Annotated in this window: 20 protein-coding genes; 4 read left to right on the top strand and 16 right to left on the bottom strand. The window is 53.6% G+C overall.

What is annotated here, in order from left to right:
* Window position 1 precedes the first annotated feature (1 nt).
* From A936_RS22175 to leuO, 16 genes are all read right to left on the bottom strand, one after another.
* On the bottom strand, window positions 2-922 hold the full coding sequence (locus A936_RS22175) for a D-alanine--D-alanine ligase (RefSeq protein ID WP_008461794.1): 921 nt from the start codon (window positions 920-922) through the stop codon (window positions 2-4).
* Window positions 915-2,390 carry a UDP-N-acetylmuramate--L-alanine ligase gene (murC, locus tag A936_RS22170; RefSeq protein WP_008461793.1) on the bottom strand — a complete coding sequence of 492 codons (1,476 nt, stop codon included), beginning with the start codon at window positions 2,388-2,390 and terminating at the stop codon, window positions 915-917. The genes A936_RS22175 and murC overlap by 8 nt, the downstream gene beginning before the upstream one ends.
* Window positions 2,391-2,460: 70 nt before the next feature.
* A complete protein-coding gene (gene murG / locus A936_RS22165) occupies window positions 2,461-3,528 on the bottom strand; it encodes an undecaprenyldiphospho-muramoylpentapeptide beta-N-acetylglucosaminyltransferase (protein WP_008461791.1) in 1,068 nt (355 codons plus the stop codon).
* A complete protein-coding gene (gene ftsW, locus A936_RS22160; protein ID WP_008461789.1) occupies window positions 3,525-4,769 on the bottom strand; it encodes a cell division protein FtsW in 1,245 nt (414 codons plus the stop codon). Before ftsW ends, murG begins: the two co-directional genes overlap by 4 nt.
* A complete protein-coding gene (gene murD, locus A936_RS22155) occupies window positions 4,769-6,085 on the bottom strand; it encodes a UDP-N-acetylmuramoyl-L-alanine--D-glutamate ligase (protein WP_008461787.1) in 1,317 nt (438 codons plus the stop codon). Before murD ends, ftsW begins: the two co-directional genes overlap by 1 nt.
* Window positions 6,086-6,087: 2 nt before the next feature.
* Window positions 6,088-7,170 (bottom strand): phospho-N-acetylmuramoyl-pentapeptide-transferase, encoded by a 1,083-nt coding sequence (gene mraY, locus A936_RS22150; RefSeq protein ID WP_008461785.1) that lies wholly within the window; start codon window positions 7,168-7,170, stop codon window positions 6,088-6,090.
* The gene (gene murF / locus A936_RS22145) at window positions 7,164-8,522 is read right to left on the bottom strand and encodes a UDP-N-acetylmuramoyl-tripeptide--D-alanyl-D-alanine ligase (RefSeq protein ID WP_008461783.1); all 1,359 of its coding nucleotides are present in this window, start codon (window positions 8,520-8,522) and stop codon (window positions 7,164-7,166) included. The genes mraY and murF overlap by 7 nt, the downstream gene beginning before the upstream one ends.
* Window positions 8,519-10,006, bottom strand: coding sequence for a UDP-N-acetylmuramoyl-L-alanyl-D-glutamate--2,6-diaminopimelate ligase (gene murE, locus A936_RS22140; protein WP_008461780.1), 1,488 nt, complete (start codon window positions 10,004-10,006; stop codon window positions 8,519-8,521). Before murE ends, murF begins: the two co-directional genes overlap by 4 nt.
* Window positions 9,993-11,759: a peptidoglycan DD-transpeptidase PBP3 gene (ftsI, locus tag A936_RS22135; RefSeq protein WP_008461778.1), complete on the bottom strand. Its 1,767-nt coding sequence runs from the start codon at window positions 11,757-11,759 to the stop codon at window positions 9,993-9,995. The genes murE and ftsI overlap by 14 nt, the downstream gene beginning before the upstream one ends.
* Before the next feature lie 15 nt (window positions 11,760-11,774).
* Entirely contained in the window at window positions 11,775-12,137 is a 363-nt protein-coding gene (ftsL, locus tag A936_RS22130; RefSeq protein ID WP_008461776.1) for a cell division protein FtsL, read from the bottom strand.
* Complete coding sequence (rsmH, locus tag A936_RS22125) at window positions 12,134-13,075, bottom strand: 16S rRNA (cytosine(1402)-N(4))-methyltransferase RsmH (RefSeq protein WP_008461775.1); 942 nt, start codon at window positions 13,073-13,075, stop codon at window positions 12,134-12,136. Before rsmH ends, ftsL begins: the two co-directional genes overlap by 4 nt.
* A gap of 2 nt (window positions 13,076-13,077) precedes the next feature.
* Complete coding sequence (gene mraZ, locus A936_RS22120; RefSeq protein ID WP_008461772.1) at window positions 13,078-13,536, bottom strand: division/cell wall cluster transcriptional repressor MraZ; 459 nt, start codon at window positions 13,534-13,536, stop codon at window positions 13,078-13,080.
* Window positions 13,537-14,098: 562 nt separating this feature from the next.
* On the bottom strand, window positions 14,099-15,103 hold the full coding sequence (gene cra / locus A936_RS22115; RefSeq protein ID WP_008461770.1) for a catabolite repressor/activator: 1,005 nt from the start codon (window positions 15,101-15,103) through the stop codon (window positions 14,099-14,101).
* Window positions 15,104-15,279: 176 nt separating this feature from the next.
* Window positions 15,280-15,771 carry an acetolactate synthase small subunit gene (ilvN, locus tag A936_RS22110; RefSeq protein WP_008461768.1) on the bottom strand — a complete coding sequence of 164 codons (492 nt, stop codon included), beginning with the start codon at window positions 15,769-15,771 and terminating at the stop codon, window positions 15,280-15,282.
* Between the two features lie 2 nt (window positions 15,772-15,773).
* A complete protein-coding gene (ilvI, locus tag A936_RS22105) occupies window positions 15,774-17,498 on the bottom strand; it encodes an acetolactate synthase 3 large subunit (RefSeq protein ID WP_008461766.1) in 1,725 nt (574 codons plus the stop codon).
* A gap of 405 nt (window positions 17,499-17,903) precedes the next feature.
* Window positions 17,904-18,848 carry a transcriptional regulator LeuO gene (gene leuO, locus A936_RS22100; RefSeq protein WP_034810173.1) on the bottom strand — a complete coding sequence of 315 codons (945 nt, stop codon included), beginning with the start codon at window positions 18,846-18,848 and terminating at the stop codon, window positions 17,904-17,906.
* Between the two features lie 427 nt (window positions 18,849-19,275).
* On the opposite strand from leuO, the gene leuL reads away from it, so the two are divergent.
* The 4 genes from leuL (at window position 19,276) to leuC (ending at window position 23,521) form a co-directional block, all read left to right on the top strand.
* Window positions 19,276-19,359: a leu operon leader peptide gene (leuL, locus tag A936_RS24015; protein ID WP_139827388.1), complete on the top strand. Its 84-nt coding sequence runs from the start codon at window positions 19,276-19,278 to the stop codon at window positions 19,357-19,359.
* Between the two features lie 90 nt (window positions 19,360-19,449).
* Complete coding sequence (gene leuA / locus A936_RS22095; protein ID WP_008461762.1) at window positions 19,450-21,027, top strand: 2-isopropylmalate synthase; 1,578 nt, start codon at window positions 19,450-19,452, stop codon at window positions 21,025-21,027.
* Window positions 21,027-22,118 carry a 3-isopropylmalate dehydrogenase gene (gene leuB, locus A936_RS22090; protein WP_008461759.1) on the top strand — a complete coding sequence of 364 codons (1,092 nt, stop codon included), beginning with the start codon at window positions 21,027-21,029 and terminating at the stop codon, window positions 22,116-22,118. Before leuA ends, leuB begins: the two co-directional genes overlap by 1 nt.
* 2 nt (window positions 22,119-22,120) lie before the next feature.
* Window positions 22,121-23,521, top strand: coding sequence for a 3-isopropylmalate dehydratase large subunit (leuC, locus tag A936_RS22085; protein ID WP_008461757.1), 1,401 nt, complete (start codon window positions 22,121-22,123; stop codon window positions 23,519-23,521).
* Window positions 23,522-23,528 lie beyond the last annotated feature (7 nt).

Below are 23,528 nucleotides of genomic sequence, written 5' to 3'. Positions count from 1 at the left end.
ATCAGTCCGCCAGTTCCAAAATACGTACAACCAATTGTGAGAAGCTCATTCCCGCCTGGCGAGCCGCCATCGGCACCAGGCTGTGGCTGGTCATCCCCGGAGAAGTGTTCACTTCTAACAGGTAAAACTGACCATCGCTATCCAACATCACATCGACCCGGCCCCAGCCGCTACAGCCGAGAATCTGCCAGGCCTGCAGAACTAATGCCTGCAATTCCTGCTCTCTTTGTTCAATTAATCCACCGGGGCAGAAATATTGAGTTTCATCAGAGAGATACTTCGCTTCATAATCATAGAAGGTTCCAGCAGGTTGGATCCGAATAGACGGTAAAATTTCCTCGCCTAAAATCGCAACCGTATACTCCGGGCCACTCAACCATTTTTCAATCAGCACTTCTTCGTCATGCTCGAAGGCCAGCTCAAGCGCGGCTGGCAGCACATCTACGCTGTCCACCTTAGACATACCTACGCTGGAACCTTCACGGCTCGGCTTGACGATAACCGGTAAACCTAATGCAGTAACACGCTCAACCAGCGCTGCGCTCAGGCCTGCTGCAAAATCCTGACGGTTGACGGCAACCCATGGTGCAACGGGTAAACCTGCCCCCTGCCACAGCAGTTTGCTGCGCAGCTTATCCATCGTTATCGCCGAAGCCATAACGCCGCTACCGGTATAAGGCAGTTGAAGGAACTCCAACAGCCCTTGCAAAGTCCCGTCTTCACCACCGCGACCGTGCAGCGCGATAAAAACCTTGTCAAACCCCTGAGCCTTCAGCTCAAGTACAGACTCGCTTTGTGGATCAAAAGCATGTGCATCAATACCCGCTTCTTTTAATCCCGCCAGCACCGCGCTGCCGGATTGCAGAGAGACCTCGCGCTCAGCAGAGGTTCCTCCCAGAAGAACGGCGATCTTATCAGCCATGACGCCCTTCCTCTTTAGTTTGAGGCTGCAATTTGATTTCAGCCAGGTTTCGGGCGATTTTGCCGATATTCCCGGCACCTTGAACGAGGATCAAATCATTTCCCGTCAACACAGGAGCTAAAATTTCCGCCACTTCCGCATGATCGGAAACTAAAATAGGGTCAACTTTGCCACGGCCGCGAATGGTGCGGCATAAAGAACGGCTATCCGCACCAGGAATGGGTGCTTCACCTGCAGGATAAACTTCCAGCATCACCAGGGAGTCAACCTGGGACAGCACCCCAGCAAAGTCATCATACAAATCACGCGTACGCGTATAGCGGTGCGGCTGGAAAATCATCACCAGATTTTTATCCGGCCAGCCTGCGCGCGCCGCCTTAATGGTGGCATCCACTTCCGTCGGGTGGTGGCCATAGTCGTCCACCAGCATAGCGGTGCCCGCTTTGCCGTTTACCGGTGCCAGCGGATATTCGCCCAGGAAATCGAAACGGCGCCCCGTCCCCTGGAAGCTTTCGAGCGCACGCAAAATAGCGTCGTCTTCGATGCCCTCTTCCGTCGCGACGGCAACCGCGGCAGCCGCATTCAGCGCGTTATGGCGGCCTGGCGCATTCAGCACCACATGCATCTCAGGCTTGTCCTGACGCACAATGGTGAAAAAGCCCTGAGCGCCCTTTTGCTGATAATTTTCAACGCGCACATCCGCGTCGTCGCTAAAGCCATATGTGGTGATTTGACGACCCACGCGCGGCAGAAGCTCACGAATCACCGGATCGTCTACGCACATCACCGCACGTCCATAAAACGGCAAGTTGTGCAGGAAATTAATAAACGTCTGCTTTAAATTTTCGAAGTCGCCCTGGTAAGTATCCATATGATCGGCTTCGATATTGGTCACAATAGAGACCATCGGTTGCAGGTGCAGGAACGAAGCATCGCTTTCGTCAGCCTCTGCAATCAGGTAGCGACTGTTGCCCAGGCGGGCATGGACACCTGCGGCTTTCACCAGACCACCATTTACAAACGTTGGATCCAGGCCCGCTTCGGCATAAATGCTCGATACCATCGCCGTTGTCGTGGTTTTGCCATGCGTCCCCGCAATCGCAATGCCGTGACGGAAACGCATCAGTTCAGCCAGCATTTCAGCACGACGGATGACCGGAATACGCGCTTCGTGGGCAGCAACAATTTCCGGGTTATCCGCAGAAATTGCCGTAGAAACAACAACCACGCTTGCCTCGCGCACATTTTCAGGGCGATGGTTGAAATAAATCGTGGCACCCAGTGCCGACAACTGCTGCGTGACCGGGTTCGGCGCCAAATCGGAACCGCTGATCTGGTAACCTTCGTTAGCCAATACTTCAGCAATACCGCCCATACCGGCGCCGCCGATGCCAACAAAGTGAATGTGCCGGACGCGACGCATCTCAGGCACAATTGAACGCAGTTTCGCCAGTTGTTGTGTATTCATTCTCTAAACCTGCAAGCGGCATGCCGCCATTACATCAAATTTACGGGCGACAATTTGCCACCCACAAGTATTACGCGCGCGCTGCGGCGCTGACTTCGTTTGCTACACGTTCAGTTGCATCAGGAATGGAGGCAGCGCGCGCTCGCTCGGCCATTGCCAGCAGCGTTGCTCTGTCCCATCCGGCCAGGGTACGGGTAACGGCATCCACGGTAAACTGCGGTTGCTCCAGTATTTTCGCGGCGCCCGCTTTTTCCAGCGGCAGCGCATTCCAGTACTGCTGCCGATCTTTGTGCTGGAAAGGAACGAACAAGGCTGGTAACCCTGCAGCCGCGATTTCACTCACGGTTAACGCCCCGGAGCGACAAACCACAACATCAGCCCATTCGTAGGCTGCTGCCATATCATCAATAAACTCGGTGACCTTGTGCTGAGGCTGCCCTGCTTCAGCGTAAGCCTGCTGCACAACCGCCTGACCACCCTTTCCGGTTTGGTGCCAGACAGTCACGGATTCACCTAAACGCCCCGCGACCTGCGGCATGGTTTGGTTCAACACTCGAGCGCCCTGAGAACCGCCGACAACCAGCACGCGAACCGGACCTTCTCTTCCGGCAAAACGCTCTTGCGGCAGCGGTAAAGCAAGCACATCTGTCCGCACCGGATTGCCAACAACGTCCGCTTCAGGGAATGCACCGGGAAAGGCCTGCATTACCTTGGTGGCGATCTTTGCCAACCATTTATTCGTCAGACCGGCAATGCCGTTCTGTTCATGCAAGACAACCGGAATGCCAAGAGACCAGGCAGCCAGACCACCGGGTCCGGAAACATACCCGCCCATGCCCAGCACAACATCCGGCTTCCAAGCTTTCATGATGGCGCGAGCCTGGCGCCACGCGTTAAAAATACGTACAGGAGCCATCAACAAGGCCTTTACGCCTTTGCCGCGCAGGCCAGAAATGCGAATAAAATCGATCTCAATCCCGTTTTTCGGCACCAGATCGGCTTCCATACGGTCCGCAGTACCAAGCCAGCGAATATCCCATCCTTCCGCCCGAAGGTGATGGGCAACGGCCAGGCCTGGGAAAACATGCCCACCTGTACCACCCGCCATCACCATCAATCGCTTCGCTTTGCCCGTCATTTGGCACTCCGTGTAAACGCCTGAGCCTTAGCCAGACGCGTTTCATAATCTATTCTCAACAACAGCATGATTGCCGTGGACATAATCAACAGGCTGGAACCGCCGTAACTGATAAGCGGCAGCGTCAGGCCTTTCGTGGGCAACATCCCCGCCGCAGCGCCAACGTTAACCAGCGCCTGGAAGCTAAACCAGATCCCGATAGAACACGCCAGGAAACCGGAGAAACGCTGATCCAATTCCAGCGCGCGCTTGCCGATGGACATCGCGCGAAAAGCGACGAAGAATACCATCAAAAGTGCAAGCACCACACCGATATATCCCAGCTCCTCGCCGATGATAGAGAAGATAAAGTCAGTGTGCGCTTCAGGCAGATATTCCAGCTTCTGAACCGAGTTCCCAAGCCCTTGTCCCCACAATTCACCGCGCCCAAAAGCCATCAGTGATTGCGTTAACTGGTAGCCGCTGCCGAATGGATCTTCCCACGGGTTCCAGAACGACGTTACGCGGCGAATACGGTAAGGTTCGGCGAGGATCAGCAGGATAACTGCCGAGATCCCCATCCCGATGATCGCGATAAACTGCCACAGCTTTGCTCCTGCGAGGAACAACATCGCCAGCGTAGTGACAAACAGCACAACTACGGTACCAAGGTCAGGCTGGGCTAGCAGCAGAACGGCCATCACCAGAATCACGCCCATTGGCTTCAGGAAGCCGCGCAGGTTATTTCGAACTTCATCCACCTTGCGCACAAGGTAGTTGGCGAGATAACAGAACAGTGACAGCTTGGAAAACTCTGCGGGCTGAATACGCAGCGGGCCGAAAGCAATCCAGCGCGATGCCCCATTAACCGAGCTACCGACGACCAGTACAATCAGCAGCATCACGATCGAAGCCAGCAGCATGGCCGTGCTGTGACGCTGCCAGAAATCCATCGGCAAGCGCAGCGTCACCATCGCCAGCACAAACGCGACGATGATGTAGAGCCCGTCGCGTTTGGCAAACAGGAATGGATCGTTTGCCAGGCGCTGGCCTACCGGCATCGACGCCGAGGTCACCATAATAAAACCGATCGCAGCAAGGCCTAAGGTCAACCAAAGCAGCGTGCGGTCATACAGCACCATGCTGTTGGCGTCGGCCTCACGGGAGCCCATTACCCACCCTTTTAACGCCGAAGCGACCCAGGCCAGGATACCAAACCCTGGAATACTGGGGACGCGAAGGCGAGGGAGAGATAAACGCATCAGCCTAGCTCCTTCGCTAATTGAGTAAACATGTCGCCGCGTTGTTCAAAGTTTTTAAACTGATCGAGACTCGCGCAGGCTGGAGAGAGCAGCACCATATCGCCAGATTCTACACGTGCCGTGGCAAGCTTCATCGCCTGCTCCATGGTTTCTGTACGCTCGGCAATATCCGGGCGTAACTCAGCCAGTTCAGCACCGTCACGGCCAAAGCAGTAAAGGCGTACGCGATCACCCTGCAGGTAGCGAGCTAAAGGTGAGAAGTCGGCAGACTTGCCGTCTCCGCCTAACAAAAGATGCAGAGTTCCTTCAACGTGCAGACCGTTTAACGCGGCTTCAGTACTGCCGACGTTGGTGGCTTTAGAGTCATTAATCCAGCGAACGCCATTCCGTTCCCAGGCCAGTTGGAAGCGATGAGCCAGGCCAGTATAGGTGGTCAACGCTTTCAGGCTGCTGGAACGAGGCAGATTCACCGCATCCGCCAGCGCCAGCGCTGCCAGCGCGTTAGTGTAGTTATGCTGCCCAACCAGTTTCATTTCTTTGGTGTTGAGGATTTTCTCCCCTTTCACCCGCAGCCAGGTGTCACCCTGCTGACGATTAAGATGATAATCGCCGACGTCCACACCGAAGCTGATACAGCGCTCGTCCGCGCCGCGTACCGGCATCGTTAATGCGTCATCTGCGTTGACCACGCAAACTTTGGCATTTTCATAGATGCTCAGTTTTGCCGCACGATATTGCTGCATCCCGAACGGATAGCGATCCATATGATCTTCCGTCACGTTCAGAACGGTCGCCGCCGCAGCCTTCAGGCTATGGGTGGTTTCCAACTGGAAGCTTGATAGCTCAAGAACATAAAGCTCACAGCCTTTGTCCAGCAGCATCAACGCCGGCAGACCAATATTTCCGCCAACGCCCACGTTCACCCCCGCGGCTTTCGCCATCTCTCCCACCAGGGTGGTGACGGTACTTTTACCGTTGGAGCCGGTAATCGCGACAATCGGCGCCTGGGCCTCTCGGCAAAACAGCTCTATATCACCAATGACCTCGACCCCGGCATCCACCGCCGCACTCAAGGCTGGAGTTGCCAGCGCCACGCCAGGGCTGGCAATAATCAAATCCGCCGCCAGCAACCAGTCCTCATTCAGCGAACCGGTATGACGATCAACGTTCTCAGGCAGCTTATCAAGACCAGGAGGGGAGATACGGGAATCCATTACGCGTGGCGTAATGCCGCGCGCAATAAAGAAATCCACGCAGGACAGGCCCGTCAGGCCCAGTCCAATGATGACAACATTTTTACCCTGGTAATCTGCCATATTTAGCGAACCTTCAGCGTAGCCAGGCCAATAAGCACCAGCATCAGCGAAATAATCCAGAAGCGCACAATCACGCGTGGCTCCGGCCAGCCTTTCAATTCATAGTGATGGTGAATGGGCGCCATACGGAAGATACGCTGCCCTCTGAGCTTGAACGAGCCCACCTGCAGGATCACCGAAAGCGTTTCAACGACGAACACGCCACCCATAATCACCAGCAGGAACTCCTGACGCAGCAGTACCGCGATAGTCCCCAGCGCCCCGCCAAGAGCCAACGAGCCTACATCGCCCATGAAGACCTGAGCCGGGTATGTGTTGAACCACAGGAAGCCCAGGCCTGCGCCGACAATCGCCGTACAGACGATAACTAGTTCACCCGCATGGCGCAGGTAAGGAATGTGCAGGTAGCCCGCAAAATTCATGTTCCCCGTAGCCCATGCCACCAGCGCAAAACCTGCAGCGACAAACACGGTAGGCATAATCGCCAGGCCATCAAGACCATCCGTCAGGTTTACCGCATTACCGGTACCAACAATTACAAAATACGCCAGCAGTACATAGAACAAACCAAGCTGCGGCATCACGTCTTTGAAGAACGGCACAACAAGTTCAGTTGCTGGCGTCCCTTTCCCGGCTGCATACATTGTGAAAGCAACGACCAGTGCAATCACCGACATCCATAAGTATTTCCAGCGAGCAATCAGACCTTTGGTATCCTTACGAACCACTTTGCGGTAGTCATCGACAAAGCCAACAATCCCGAAGCCGATCAGTACGAACAGCACGCACCAGACGTAAGGGTTCGAGGGATAAGCCCACATCAGCACGGACACCACAATGGCGGTCAGGATCATGATCCCGCCCATGGTTGGCGTCCCTTTCTTGCTAAAGTGCGACTCTGGACCATCGTTACGTACAACCTGCCCGAAGGAGAGTTGCTGTAAACGCGCGATCATCCGCGGTCCCATCCACAGGGAGATAAACAGAGCGGTCAGCAGGCTGACGATGGCGCGAAACGTCAGATAGGAAAAGACGTTAAAGCCGGAATAATATTTGACCAAATGTTCGGCCAGCCAAACTAGCATGCTTGTTTCTCCTGTAATGCGCGAACCACCTCTTCCATGGCCGCACTACGTGAACCTTTCACCAAAATGGTTAAAATTGAATGTTCCGCGATAAGCGCTTTCAAACGCGCCACCACGGCCTGTTTATCGGCAAAATGTTCACCAACTTCTGATGCGTCACTCAGCGTTTTGCTTAACACGCCAACGCTCAAAACACGGTCAATACCTGCGGCTTTTGCCGCTTCGCCAACCTGACGATGGCAAGCTTCGGCTTCCTCACCCAGCTCGCCCATATCGCCAACTACCATCACACGATAACCCGGCATTTCTGACAGAACCTGTGCCGCCGCGGTCATTGAACCCACGTTAGCGTTGTAGCTGTCGTCCAGAAGCAGTTGATTCTCTGCAAGCTGGATAGGGAACAGGCGGCCCGGCACGGCTTTAAGCTCAGCAAGCCCCGCTTTTACGGATTCGAGCGTCGCGCCAACGGACATCGCTAATGCGGTAGCCGCCAGCGAGTTAGCAATATTGTGGCGACCCGGCAAAGGCAGAATGACATCAACATCGCCCTGCGGCGTATGCAGAGTAAATTCGGTACCGTGGGAGGTGATATGGATATTCGTTGCGGTGAAATCGCTTCCGGCAGCGTTCGGTGAGAAGCGCCAGGTTTTACGATCGCCAATGATCGCCTGCCAGTTCAGCCAGTCGTTGTTATCTGCGTTAAGGATCGCCGTACCGTTTGCCGCGAGGCCGGTAAAGATCTCGCCTTTGGCTTTTGCCACGCCCACCAGGGAACCAAACCCTTCAAGATGCGCAGCCGCCAGGTTGTTTACCAGAGCCGCTTCCGGGCGGGTTAACCCTACGGTCCAGGCGATTTCCCCCTGGTGGTTTGCACCCAGCTCAATAACGGCATAATCGTATTCCGGCGTCAGGCGCAGCAGCGTCATCGGCACGCCAATATCGTTATTCAGGTTGCCAGCTGTATAAAGCGTGTTGCCGCACTGGCGCAGAATAGATGCCGCCATTTCCTTCACGGAGGTTTTGCCGGAAGAGCCGGTTAGTGCCACAACGCGAGTAGGCACCTGCTGGCGAACCCACGCACCTAGTTCGCCAAAAGCAAGGCGGGTATCGGCCACAACCAGTTGGGGAACATCAATATCCAGCTTACGGTTAACCAATAATGCGCCTGCCCCGCCTTTCACCGCATCGGCGGCAAAGTCATGGGCATCAAAACGCTCGCCTTTCAGCGCAACAAACAGACAGCCAGCTGTCAGCTTACGGGTATCCGTTGTGACATCAATAATGTCGGTGTCTGCGCCATGTAGCTGCCCATTAAGAATGGATGCCAGTTGCTTCAGGGAGACGCGAATCATGCCACAACCCCCAGCAGGCGCGCTGCGGTAACGCGGTCGGAGTAATCCAGACGACGGTTGCCAACAATCTGATAGTCCTCGTGGCCTTTGCCCGCCAGCAGAACCACATCATTTTCTTTGGCCTGCATAATCGCGTTAGTCACCGCCTCTGCGCGGCCCAGCACAACGTGCGCACGGCCTGCATCCAGCATACCGGTCAGGATATCGTCGACGATGGCCTTCGGTTCTTCGGTGCGTGGGTTGTCATCGGTCACCACCACCACATCGGCATATTGTTCGGCAATACCGCCCATAATTGGCCGCTTACCTTTATCGCGATCGCCGCCACAGCCGAATACACACCACAGTTTGCCGGAACAGTGCAGACGAGCTGCCTGTAGCGCTTTTTCCAACGCATCCGGCGTGTGGGCATAATCCACTACCACGGTAGGTTTGCCGGTAGTGCTGAACACTTCCATTCGCCCACAAACAGGTTGTAGACGCGGGCCTGTGGCAATTAATGCTTCGAGCGGATAACCCAGCGCCAGCAGCGTGGCTAAAGCCAACAGCAGATTACTGACGTTAAACGCGCCCATCAGGCGGCTTTCAATTTCGCCATTGCCCCACGATGAACTGAAGTGAATCGTCGCTCCACCATCGTGATAAACCACTTCATCCGCTTTCAGCCAGCGCCCATGCGCCCCCGGCTCAAGGTTATTTTCCATCGTGACCGCCACGGCATCCGGCAGGCGCGCCAACCAGCGGTGACCCACTTCGTCATCGGCGTTGATGATCGCCTGACCGCAGTCATGCTCGGAAAACAACAGCCACTTAGCGGCTTCGTAATTCGCCATATCACCGTGATAATCAAGGTGATCGCGGCTTAAATTGGTAAACACTGACGCGGCAAACTTCAGCGCCGCCACGCGATGCTGAACCAGACCATGGGATGAAACTTCCATGGCACCAAAGGTTGCACCTTGAGCCTTCAGGCTCGCCAGCACGTGCTGCACGTCTACCGCAGAACCCGTGGTATTTTCTGTCGGCACAACCTGCCCGAGCAGGCCATTGCCTACGGTCCCCATCACTGCGCCGGTTTCACCCAGCAGCTGCGCCCACTGCGCCAACAGTTGAGTCGTTGTCGTTTTGCCGTTGGTGCCGGTGACACCAACCAGACGTAAGGATTCAGAAGGTTGATGATAGAAACGGCCAGCCAATGCAGACAAGCGCTGATGCAACTGGCTCAGGTAAATGACCGGTACGCCGTGCATCTCGCGAACTTCGCCATCCGCCGCTTCACCGTCCGCTTCTGCGATCACGGCAGCCACACCCTGTGCTATCGCCTGCGGGATATAACGACGCCCGTCCGCCTGATGACCGACCACGGCCACAAAAAGATCGCCCGCAGCCGCCACGCGGCTGTCGAGTGTCATCTCTCGCAGCGCTCTCGCAGGTAGCCCGGCTACCCACGGAGCAAGAAGGTCGCTCAAATTACGATCTGCCACCTGATGCCTCTTTCTGATTAATTACAAATTCGCTTTTCTCACCGGTTGCCAGCGCATCCGGCTCGATGTTCATGGTGCGCAGTACGCCGCCCATGATGGCACCGAACACAGGTGCAGATACGGCACCGCCGTAATACTTACCGCCCTGCGGGTCATTGATAACCACCACCAGCGCAAATCGCGGCTGGCTGGCTGGCGCAACGCCTGCGGTGTAAGCAATGTATTTGTTTATGTATTTACCGTCCGGCCCGACTTTTTTCGCAGTACCGGTTTTAATCGCAATACGGTAGCCCTTAATGGCCGCCTTCACGCCGCCGCCGCCGGGAAGCGCCACGCTTTCCATCATGTGCACCACGGTGCGGACGGTTGATTCAGCAAAGATACGCTCGCCGGGAACCGGCGGGTCAACTTTGGTTATCGACAGCGGGCGATAAATGCCGTAGCTGCCAATCGTTGCGTAGACTCGCGCTAACTGTAACGGGGTTACCATTAGCCCATAGCCGAAAGAGAAGGTGGCCCTCTCTATGTCAGACCACCGTTGTTTTTGAGGATATAAGCCACTGCGTTCCCCGACCAACCCCAAATTGGTCGCTTTTCCCAGTCCAAAACGTGAGTAAGTATCTACTAACGCTGAGGAGGGCATCGCTAACGCCAGCTTAGAAACACCGACGTTACTCGACTTCTGTAATACCCCGGTAAGGGTCAATTCGCTGTACCGCGCCACATCTTTGATCTCATGACCATTAATGCGGTACGGAATCGTATTCAGTACGCTATTTTCATTCACCACACCACGCTGCAACGCGGTCATTACCACCATCGGCTTAACGGTGGAACCCGGCTCGAAGACGTCGGTGATGGTGCGGTTACGCATTACGTCTTTTGCCGTGCCGGTTAGATTGTTCGGGTTGTAGGACGGGCTGTTCGCCATCGCCAGAACTTCACCAGTATTAACATCAACCAAAACGGCACTGCCCGATTCGGCTTTGTTGAAGGCAACGGCGTTATTCAGTTCACGATAAACCAGCGCCTGTAGGCGCTCATCAATGCTCAAAGCCAGGTTATGGGCCGCCTGGCTGTCGGTAGAGGAAATGTCTTCGATAACGCGCCCGTAGCGGTCTTTACGCACAATGCGCTCGCCAGGCTGACCGGTGAGCCATTTATCAAAGCTTTTTTCCACCCCCTCGATCCCTTCGCTGTCCACGTTGGTAAAGCCGATGAGGTGAGCAGTCACTTCGCCGGATGGGTAGTAGCGACGAGATTCCTGGCGAAGGTGAATTCCCGGAAGCTTAAGCTTTTTGATGTAGTCGCCAATATCCGGGTTAACCTGACGCGCAAGATAAATAAACCGCCCATTGGGGTTGCTGTTCACGCGGGATGAAAGCTGGTCGAGAGGCATTTTTAGTGCATCGGCTAGCGCTTTCCAGCGGTTGTCCAGCGTGACTCCGCCAGCGTCATGCAATTCTTTCGGGTCGGCCCAGACGGCATTTACCGGTACGCTAACCGCAAGAGGGCGTCCCGCGCGATCGCTTATCATCCCTCGGGAAGTAGACACTTCCTGCACGCGCAATGAACGCATGTCACCCTGACGTACCAGCATGTCCGGGTTGATTATCTGCAGCCAGGCAACACGGCCCAGAAGGAAAGCCAGCGCCAACAGAATGCAACCGCAGAGCAACGCAAAACGCCAACTCACAAAGTTGGCCTGTTCTTCCTGACGTTTTGGTTTAAGCGTTTTTGCCGCTGCTCTCATCTGCCGCACTGTTCCTTATTGCTGAACTACGATGTTTTCCTGTGAAGGATCGACATGCTGCAGCTGCAGCTTTTCCGTCGCGATCCGTTCTACCCGGCTATGATCGCCGAGCGCATTTTCTTCAAGAATCAGGTTGCGCCATTCAATATCCAGCGCATCACGTTCGAGTACCATCTGCTCGCGCTGTGCAGTGAGCAGACGAGTATGGTGCGCCGTCGTGACCACGGAAACCGCGGTCACAATAATGGCAACGAACAAGCAAAGTGCCAGTTTCCCATGGCGCAGAAGATCGCCACCAATCACGGCAGGCAGCGCATGACGCTCGTTGCTGCCGAGCTGCGTCACTCTGCTGAGGGTTTCTGTCACCCGATTGATCATGCGTTAGTCCTCTCCGCAATCCGCAAAACAGAACTACGGGCGCGTGGATTTTCCGCCACCTCTTCTTCCCCTGGCATCAGCTTACCTAGCGCTTTCAACTGGCGGCCACCCAGCTTATTCAGCTGTGCTTCCGTCATCGGTAAACCGGCTGGGACCTGTGGCCCACGGCTGTTTTCACGCATGAAGCGTTTAACAATGCGATCTTCCAGAGAATGGAAGCTGATGATCGATAAACGGCCACCGGGAGATAACGCCTCCAGCGAGCCATTCAGCGCTTTTTCAATTTCATCCAGCTCGCTGTTGATCCAGATCCGGATAGCCTGAAATGTTCGGGTAGCCGGGTGCTTAAACTTATCTTTAACCGGCATAGCGGCAGAGACGACGGCCGCCAGCTCTTTGGTACGCGTCATCGGCTCTTCCCGGTTACGCTCAACGATGGCGCGTGCAATGCGCTTACCAAAACGTTCTTCACCAAAGGTTTTAATAACCCAGGCAATATCGGCCTCTTCCGCCGTCATCAACCATTGGGCAGCGGATTGACCTCGCGTTGGGTCCATACGCATATCCAGCGGCCCATCACGCATAAACGAGAAACCGCGTTCCGCATCATCCAGTTGAGGAGAAGAGACGCCGAGATCCAGCAAAATGCCGTCGATCTTGCCGTCCAGTTCGCGCTCACGTGCGTAATCTGCAAGCGCAGAGAATGGGCCATGAATGATGGAGAAGCGTGGGTCATCGATAGCGGTAGCCGCAGCAATCGCCTGCGGATCGCGGTCGATCGCCAGCAGCCGTCCTTGCTCACCGAGCTGGGACAGAATCAGGCGTGAATGGCCACCGCGACCAAAAGTGCCATCAATGTAGATGCCGTCGGGACGAATATTCAGGCCGTTCACGGCCTCGTCCAGCAGCACCGTAGTGTGTTTAAAATTTTCCATCATTTCTAAAGTGACAAGTCCTGCAGACGATCCGACAAGGTGTTTGTCGAACCCTGCTCAGCGTCGATATCTTCCTTGACCTGTTGATGCCAGGTCGCTTCATCCCACAGCTCAAACTTATTGAACTGGCCGACCAGCATGACTTCTTTGGTAAGCCCGGCGTGCTGCCGTAAAACGGGCGCCAACAGCAATCGCCCGGCGTTATCCATCTGACATTCACTGGCATGCCCCAATAACAGACGCTGTACGCGGCGTTCTGCGGGGTTCATGCTCGACAGACGGGCAAGCTTTTGTTCAATGATTTCCCACTCAGGAACGGTATAAAGCAGCAGGCAGGGGTGATGGATGTCGATGGTACAAACCATCTGACCTTCTGAGGTTTCGATCAGCTTTTCCCTATAACGGGTAGGCACGGCGAGCCGCCCCTTGCTGTCGAGATTGACTAACGTTGCCCCACGGAACATGCCAGCCTCACCCTTTAATGACCCATTTCACCACTTTAACCCACAAATTCCCACATAAAGGAGTTTACGGAGGGGAGGAAAACCTTGTCAAGCCAGCCAGGCCGCTTACGGGAATAAATTCCCGCGCCTAAGCGATTGATAAATGGCTGGCGTGAAAAAGCCCGCAATAGCGAGGCAAAATTAACGTTATGAATATTTGAAAGAAAAAGACCAATAAACATCAACAGCGTTAAAACGACCGAATACTTGTCTGGAGAAATATTAAGTACTCAGTTTGCGACGCGGGCGGCATTTTAAGGTATTTCAAAGCGAGTGAACAGCGCCAGATGCCCGTCTGGCGCTGGCTCGGCGCGAGACAGAAGTAAAGAGAGGTTGCTAATGATTAATAATCCAACATTTCTTAGCTGCTGGTGTGTAACAAAATAATACAAAGAAGAGATTTATTTCTCGATGGAGATTTTTTTACCCGATTTTTCCCGCCTAATTAATTGCCTTAAAAAATAAGGGTAAATATACGGGAAAAATCTTAATTAACTTTAAGTGGCTGATAATGATCTCTTTATCAGTAACGACTTAAGCTACCCCGACGATAAAGATTGCGGCGAATTCGGGTCAACCCAGGCTTCGGCTTACGTGGCTCATCAAGGCTTGCCAGCACCAGTTCCAGTACGCGCTCGGCAACATCGCGGTGACGCTGTGCGACCGCCAATACCGGACACTGCAGGAAATCCAGCAGCTCATGATCGCCGAAGGTGGCGATCGCCAACTCCGAAGGCAGCCGTCCCTGACGGCGCAGCGTGACATCCATCACGCCCTGCAGCAGTGCGAAGGACGTTGTGTACAGCGCATCAGGCATCTCGTGAGTTTCCAGCCACTTTTCAAAAAGCTGAGCAGCAGCCTCACGCTCATAGCTGTTAGCGTAGAGATAATTGACGGTACGAGGATCGTCTTTCCAGGCAGTACGGAACCCTTGCTCACGCAGGAAACTCACGGACAGTTCAGGTAATGCACCAAGGTAAAGGATATTTTCACCAGGGAATTTCCGCAGCTCTTCAGCCAGCATTTCTGCATCGTCCTGATCGGCACCGACAACGCTGGTGAAGTGTTCACGGTCTAATGCACGGTCGAGCGCAATAATCGGGAACGAATCGTTTGCCCAACGCTGATAAAAAGGATGCTCCGGCGGCAACGAGGTAGACACTATAATGGCATCAACCTGCCGCTGCAGAAGATGTTCAATACAGCGCATTTCGTTGTCGGGTTGATCCTCAGAGCAAGCGATCAGCAACTGATAGCCGCGCTGGCGAGCCTGACGCTCAAGGTAATTTGCTATACGGGTGTAGCTGGTGTTTTCCAGGTCTGGGATCACCAGCCCAATAGAACGCGTGCGTCCTGCACGTAGCCCAGCGGCTACCGCATTAGGGTGGTAATTATGCTCGCGTACCACCGCCATGACTTTCTCAACGGTTTTATCGCTGACACGATACTGTTTTGCTTTTCCGTTGATAACATAGCTTGCCGTGGTGCGCGACACGCCAGCCAGACGCGCGATTTCATCCAATTTCACTGTAGCCCCTTACTCTCCAGGTGATCCATACCCATGCTCTGGTTATGGTTAACGACATTCACATCTAAGCGCAGAATAATAACTCCGGCAACCGCTTTTGCAGGCGCTTGTTTTCTTATTTGCAAAAAAAAGCCCGGCAGTGATTACCGGGCATGTGAATTAGATCACATTCGGGACTAACGCATGATCTTATCGCCACGCGAAACGCCAACAATACCCGAACGGGCCACTTCGACGATTTTCGCAACATCACGGATCGTATCAAGGAACGCATTGAGTTTATCGCTGGTCCCGGCAAGCTGGACGGTGTAAAGCGTTGGCGTCACATCAATGATTTGCCCACGGAAAATTTCCGTGCTGCGCTTCACCTCTTCCCGCCCGTATCCGCTGGCCTGTACCTTCACCAGCATGATTTCACGCTCAACGTAGGCCCCCTGCCCCAGCTCACTGACGCGTAACACATCCACCAGCTTGTGCAGCTGTTTCTCAATCTGTTCCAGTACCTTCTCGTCACCCACGGTTTGGATTGTCATACGAGAAAGCGTGGGATCGTCCGTAGGCGCTACGGTAAGGCTTTCAATGTTGTAACCACGCTGGGAAAACAGACCAATGACCCGGGACAGCGCGCCTGATTCATTTTCCAGTAATACAGATAATATCCGGCGCATAATCAGGTTCTCTCCGTTTTGCTTAGCCACATTTCATCCATACCGCCACCGCGAATCTGCATCGGATAAACGTGTTCAGTACCATCAACTGTGACATCTACAAACACCAGTCGCCCGCCGCGCACGGTTTCCAGCGCTTCGGCAAGTTTGCTTTCCAGTTCTTCTGGCTTAGTGATATTAATCCCCACGTGGCCATAAGCTTCAGCCAGGCGAACAAAGTCCGGGAGCGACTCCATATAAGACTGAGAGTGGCGGCCCGAATAAATCATGTCCTGCCACTGTTTCACCATGCCGAGGTAACGGTTGTTAAGGTTCAAAACCAGAACCGACAAGCCGTACTGCAGCGCGGTAGAAAGCTCCTGGATATTCATCTGGATACTGCCATCGCCGGTGACGCAAATGACCGTTTCATCCGGCAACGCCATCTTCACGCCAAGCGCGGCAGGAAGACCAAAGCCCATCGTGCCTAAACCACCGGAATTTATCCAACGGCGTGGCTTATCGAACGGATAATAGAGCGCGGCAAACATTTGGTGCTGGCCCACATCGGAGGTGACATAAGCATCACCGTTCGTCAGGCGATAAGCGGTTTCAATAACAGCCTGCGGCTTGATAGCCTGGCTATGGCGATCGAACTCAAGGCAGTGACGAGCGCGCCACTGTTCAATCTGTTGCCACCAGTCCCGAATATCATCCCCGGATTGCTGAACGTCTTCCTGAGCAAGCAAGTCCAGCATTTGCGTCAGAGCTTGACGCGCATCCCCCACAATTGGGATATCCGCCGCAACTGTTTTGGAGATAGACGTAGGGTCGATATCAATATGCAGCACTGTTGCATTCGGGCAGTATTTAGCGAGATTGTTAGTGGTTCGGTCATCAAAGCGAACGCCAACGGCAAAGATAACGTCCGAATGATGCATCGTCATGTTGGCTTCATAGGTGCCGTGCATGCCCAGCATACCCAGCGACTGCCGATGTGTAGCCGGAAATGCACCTAGCCCCATCAGCGATGAGACAACCGGAATATTGAGCTTTTCGGCAATCGTCAACAATTCTGCCTCGCAGGCTGAATTGATCGCCCCACCGCCTACGTACATCACCGGTTTTCTAGCCGCAATCAGCGTCTGCAGGGCGCGCTTGATCTGCCCTTTGTGGCCCTGCGTCGTTGGGTTGTAAGAGCGCATACTAACGGCGTCTGGCCAGGCATACGGCAGCTTATTCAGCGGACTCATGATGTCTTTGGGTAAATCAACGACCACCGGCCCTGGGCGGCCGCTGGACGCAAGCCAGAATGCCTTTTTGATGATCCCAGGTATGTCCTCGACCTGTTTTACCAGGAAGCTATGTTTAACGACTGGTCGGGAGATACCGACCATGTCACATTCCTGAAAGGCGTCGTAACCAATCAATGAAGTTGCGACCTGCCCGGACAACACAACCATCGGAATGGAGTCCATGTAGGCGGTTGCAATGCCGGTAATAGCATTTGTAGCGCCAGGCCCTGAAGTCACCAGCACAACACCGGTTTCTCCCGTAGCACGCGCCAGGCCGTCGGCCATATGCACTGCAGCCTGTTCATGGCGTACCAGCACATGATCGATCCCACCCATAGTATGAAGCGCATCGTAAATATCGAGTACTGCGCCTCCCGGATAGCCGAATACTTGTTTTACGCCCTGATCGATTAACGACCGGACGACCATCTCGGCTCCTGACAACATCTCCATGGTTTTGCCTCCAGGCTCACGTTTTTGACGGCATGCAGAAGTCATTTCCGCACCGTCGTTGCGACAGGTTGTGTCTCTGCCTGTATCATTTTTATAGGTTTAGCCCATTAACATAACCGCTCAAGATCCGTCAGGCAATTACCCGCCAGAGCAACCTGAAGAGAAGAAATTGCACTCACCTCTATAAAAATCAGGCATAGCGGAGCGATCGACTAAATAGAGAGGGTGACTAATGACGAATATGCCAAAGATGCGGGGAATCACAGTGCGTTATGTATTAATTTAGCATTATTAAGCTGTGAGGAAGAGGCCACCAGAAAATGCTAAAGTACAAAATACTGCCTTTCTAACATAAAAAAGTGGAAACGGGCTGTTCAGGCCCGAGCATCCATAATACTGGTAACGTTATTGACATAAGCTTTTTGCTATCTGATTTTTCATCCACAAATGCCCCTTTTCTTGCCCGACTGAGCCATACCAGGATAAATAACAAGTACGCTTTCTTTTGATAAAAGGCACATGAAACATTCTTAAATTCAATTCATTAGGAACACTATCAACCAACCAGCGTGGTGCAAGTGCCACAAGCCGTGTTTGTGAAACCACATTTAATACACAGGTCATTGCCATTCCCTGATAGGCAATCGCATTTTGCTTATTCAACGTGTCATACCACGGTGAACTGAAGGAGCCATAACATTCTGGAGAAGCCACCGCATGCTGCTGATTATAGAAATCACGCGTCGTTAGCGGAGAACAAAAACCAGGGTGCTCCTGGCCAGTGACTAAAACGATTTCATCCTCAAACAGTGGGATTCTTTTAAACTCAGGCCGAGAGATTTGATCATAACAAATCAAAAAATCAACTTCCTGATAGCGTAGCTGCCGCTCAACATCCTCATTAAAAGAAGATTTAAAAATTAACTGAACGTTTGGTGCCTTATATTTCATCGTATCTAAAATACGTGACATTATTTTACTGTCTAAAGGACTGGCAACGCAAAGCGTAAACTGCCGCTTGCTCCTTAGAGGATCAAAGTCCCCTTCCGGTAGCTCATTCTGGACCATCTGTAAGGCGTCACGAATCACGTCATAAAGCTGAAAAGCTCTGGCTGTTGCTTGTATCGTCCGCCCATTGCGAACAAATAACTCATCCTTGAAGGTGGTTTTCAACCGGGACACGGCGTTGCTGACGGCTGGCTGAGACATCCCCAACAGCCTGGCTGCACCGGTAATACTTTGTGCCCTCATTACCGTGTCAAAAACAGTCAGCAGGTTTAAGTCTACATTACGTAACAGAGGTCTTATTGCATCCAGAGTCTCCCGACTCTTATGTATTTTAGAATCCATTTTTACTCCAGTAATAAATAGAGTGCCATTCCACAATGCATAAGTTGGAAATTTCATTTTAATATCTTTCTGACAAGAATTTATAACGACTCAATTAACCAGAACAGTTATTACTGAAGGAATAAAACCACTCAATAAAAACCAGTAAGTCACCGGATGGGTAATAAGAAATCTGTCAGCCCGTGAACAATACATCAGTTCTATCATATTCATAAGATGAATTATTTAAATTCAGTCTGTTCTCAGACGATATTACGCCTTTTAATCTTAATTAATATATTAAGAAAAGACATTTTCTCGGTATCTTTCACTGAGCAAACACGACGAACGCATCGGCCCAGCGATCCCACAACCGGCCTAAAGGTTGACACCTGCGTTGAGATCAAGTACCAATAAATACATCACGAAATTGCACAGGGCTTGAAACATGAATCGCACCGTCCGCCTACTTGGTCTACTACTAAACGCATCTTATTTGCGCGGTAGACTGGTGGGCGACAATCAGCGTTGATTCAAGCCTTCAGACAGAAAAAACCCGCGCCAATGCGCGGGTTTTTTTATGCTCGTCGCGAAGGCACCCAAAGAGATAAAGGACCGAACCATGAGCCAGCAAGTCATTATTTTTGATACCACATTGCGCGACGGCGAACAGGCTTTACAGGCAAGCCTGAGCGTAAAAGAGAAATTGCAGATCGCTATGGCGCTGGAACGTATGGGCGTCGACGTCATGGAAGTCGGCTTCCCTGTCTCTTCCCCCGGTGATTTCGAATCCGTACAGACTATTGCCCGCAATATCAAAAACAGCCGCGTTTGTGGCCTTGCTCGCTGCGTTGAAAAAGACATAGATGTTGCCGCTGAATCCTTAAAAGTCGCTGAAGCGTTCCGTATTCATACTTTCATCGCCACCTCTCCAATGCACATCGCCACCAAGCTGCGCAGTACGCTGGATGAAGTCATTGAGCGCGCTATTTATATGGTGAAACGCGCCCGTAACTACACCGATGACGTAGAATTTTCCTGTGAAGATGCTGGCCGCACGCCGATTGCCGACCTGGCTCGCGTAGTCGAAGCCGCGATCAACGCAGGCGCAACCACCATTAACATCCCGGATACCGTCGGCTACACCATGCCGTTTGAGTTCTCCAACATCATCACCGGTTTGTATGAGCGCGTGCCGAACATTGATAAAGCGATTATTTCCGTGCACACCCACGACGATTTGGGGCTGGCCGTAGGGAATGCCATGGCGGCAGTTCACGCGGGTGCTCGCCAGGTGGAAGGCGCAATGAACGGTATCGGTGAACGCGCGGGTAACTGCTCACTGGAAGAAGTCATCATGGCTATCAAGGTGCGCAAGGACATCATGAACCTGCACACCAATATCAATCATCAGGAAATCTGGCGCACCAGCCAGATGGTTAGCCAAATCTGCAACATGCCAATTCCGGCCAACAAAGCTATCGTCGGCACCGGCGCCTTCGCCCACTCCTCCGGTATTCACCAGGACGGCGTGCTGAAAAATCGCGAAAACTACGAAATCATGACGCCAGAATCCATCGGCCTGAATCAGGTACAGCTGAACCTGACCTCACGCTCCGGCCGGGCAGCGGTGAAGCACCGCATGGACGAGATGGGTTACAAAGAGGCTGATTACAATCTGGATAACCTGTACGACGCCTTCCTGAAACTGGCAGATAAAAAAGGCCAGGTATTTGACTACGACCTGGAAGCATTGGCCTTCATCAACAAGCAGCAGGAAGAGCCTGAGCACTTCAGCCTGGATTATTTCAGCGTGCAGTCGGGTTCTAACGGTATCGCGACGGCATCCGTGAAGCTGGTTTGCGGCGAAGAGGTCAAAGCTGAAGCAGCAAACGGTAACGGCCCGGTGGATGCGGTCTATCAGGCAATTAACCGCATCACCGATTACAACATTGAGCTGGTGAAATACAGCTTAACCGCCAAAGGGCAAGGCAAAGACGCCCTGGGCCAGGTAGATATCGTGGTGGATTACAACGGCCGCCGCTTCCACGGCGTAGGGCTGACAACCGACATCGTCGAATCATCAGCCAAAGCCATGGTCCACGTGCTGAACAACATCTGGCGTGCCGGTGAAGTCGAAAAAGAATTGCAACGCAAAGCTCAACATCAGAATAAAGAACAAAATCAGGAAACCGTGTAATGTCGAAAAATTACCATATTGCAGTTTTGCCGGGTGACGGTATTGGCCCGGAAGTGATGGCTCAGGCCCTGAAAGTACTGGATGCAGTTCGCAATCGCTTTGATATCCGCATCAGCACCAGCTCCTATGACGTCGGTGGTGCCGCGATTGATCGCCACGGCAGCCCGCTGCCGCAGGCCACAGTCGAAGGTTGTGAGCAGGCCGATGCGATTCTGTTCGGCTCTGTAGGTGGCCCGAAATGGGAACATCTGCCGCCAGCAGAACAGCCTGAACGCGGTGCCCTGCTGCCGTTGCGTAAACATTTTAAACTCTTCAGCAACCTGCGTCCTGCGCGTCTGTATCAGGGGCTGGAAGAGTTTTGCCCGCTGCGCGCCGACATCGCAGCTAACGGCTTCGACATTCTGTGCGTTCGCGAACTGACCGGCGGGATTTACTTCGGCCAGCCGAAAGGCCGTGAAGGTAGCGGTATGCACGAGAAAGCCTTCGATACCGAGGTTTACCACCGCTTTGAGATCGAGCGCATTGCACGCATCGCCTTTGAATCTGCCCGCAAACGCCGCAGCAAAGTAACCTCCATTGATAAAGCAAACGTGCTGCAATCCTCACTGTTGTGGCGTGAAATCGTCAACGAAATCGCTAAAGAATACCCGGATGTGTCGCTGTCCCACATGTATATCGACAACGCCACTATGCAGTTAATTAAAGATCCATCGCAGTTCGACGTTCTGCTGTGCTCCAACTTGTTCGGAGACATCCTGTCCGACGAGTGCGCCATGATCACCGGATCTATGGGCATGCTGCCTTCTGCCAGCCTCAACGAACAAGGCTTTGGCTTATACGAACCTGCGGGTGGTTCAGCACCGGATATCGCCGGGAAGAACATTGCCAACCCTACCGCGCAGATCCTGTCGCTGGCGCTGCTGTTGCGCTATAGCCTGGATGCTGAGGAAGCCGCGCAGGCTATCGAAAGCGCCATTAATCGCGCGTTAGAAGAAGGCCACCGTACCGGGGATTTAGCCCGCGATGGTCACGCAGTCAGCACCGACGAAATGGGCGATATCATTGCCCGCTACATCGCTCAGGGGAAATAATCATGGCCAGGACCTTATATCAGAAGTTGTACGACGCCCACGTCGTGTATGAAGCCCCGGAAGAGACACCGCTGCTGTATATCGATCGCCACCTGGTGCATGAAGTGACTTCCCCGCAGGCCTTTGACGGATTGCGCGCCCATGGCCGCCCGGTTCGTCAGCCGGGGAAAACCTTCGCCACAATGGACCACAACGTGTCGACCCAAACTAAGGACATCAATGCCTCCGGCGAGATGGCCCGTATTCAGATGCAGGAACTGATGAAGAACTGCAAAGAGTTTGGCGTTGAGCTGTACGATCTGAACCACCCTTATCAGGGCATCGTTCACGTTATGGGGCCAGAACAAGGGATCACCCTGCCGGGCATGACCATCGTGTGCGGCGACTCCCATACTGCCACTCACGGCGCATTCGGCGCGCTGGCTTTTGGGATTGGGACTTCCGAAGTTGAGCATGTCCTGGCAACGCAGACTCTGAAACAGGGTCGTGCGAAAACCATGAAAATTGAAGTCCAGGGCAAAGCGGCTCCGGGGATCACGGCCAAAGATATCGTGCTGGCTATCATCGGCAAAACCGGCAGCGCCGGCGGCACCGGTCACGTGGTTGAATTCTGCGGCGACGCTATTCGTGCCCTGAGCATGGAAGGCCGCATGACGCTGTGCAACATGGCGATCGAAATGGGGGCCAAAGCCGGGATTGTTGCGCCGGATGAAACCACCTTCAGCTATGTGAAAGGTCGTCTGCACGCCCCTAAAGGCGCGGACTGGGATGAAGCCGTCGAGTACTGGAAAACCTTCAGCACCGACGATGGTGCTAAATTTGACACCATCGTCACCTTAGACGCCGCCGACATTGCACCGCAAGTGACCTGGGGAACCAACCCAGGCCAGGTGATTTCCGTCACCGATAATATTCCTGCTCCGGAGTCTTTCAGCGATCCGGTAGAACGTGCTTCGGCAGAAAAAGCGCTCGCCTATATGGGCCTGCAACCGGGTATTCCGCTGACCGCAGTGGCTATCGATAAAGTCTTTATTGGTTCCTGCACCAACTCGCGTATCGAAGACCTGCGCGCAGCAGCTGAAGTCGCCAAAGGTCGCAAAGTCGCACCAGGCGTTTTGGCCATGGTTGTGCCAGGCTCAGGTCCGGTTAAAGCTCAGGCCGAGTCTGAAGGGCTGGATAAGATCTTCATTGAAGCCGGTTTTGAGTGGCGTTTGCCTGGGTGTTCCATGTGCCTGGCCATGAACAATGACCGCCTGAATCCAGGCGAGCGTTGCGCCTCCACCAGCAACCGTAACTTCGAAGGTCGTCAGGGCCGTGGCGGGCGTACTCATCTGGTCAGCCCGGCGATGGCAGCCGCCGCCGCTGTTTCCGGTCATTTTGCCGATATTCGTACACTGAAATAAGGGGAAC

The sequence above is a fragment of the Enterobacter sp. Ag1 genome (assembly GCA_000277545.1).
Classification (GTDB): Bacteria; Pseudomonadota; Gammaproteobacteria; order Enterobacterales; family Enterobacteriaceae; genus Cedecea.
This window is presented reverse-complemented; position numbering and strand designations above follow the sequence as displayed.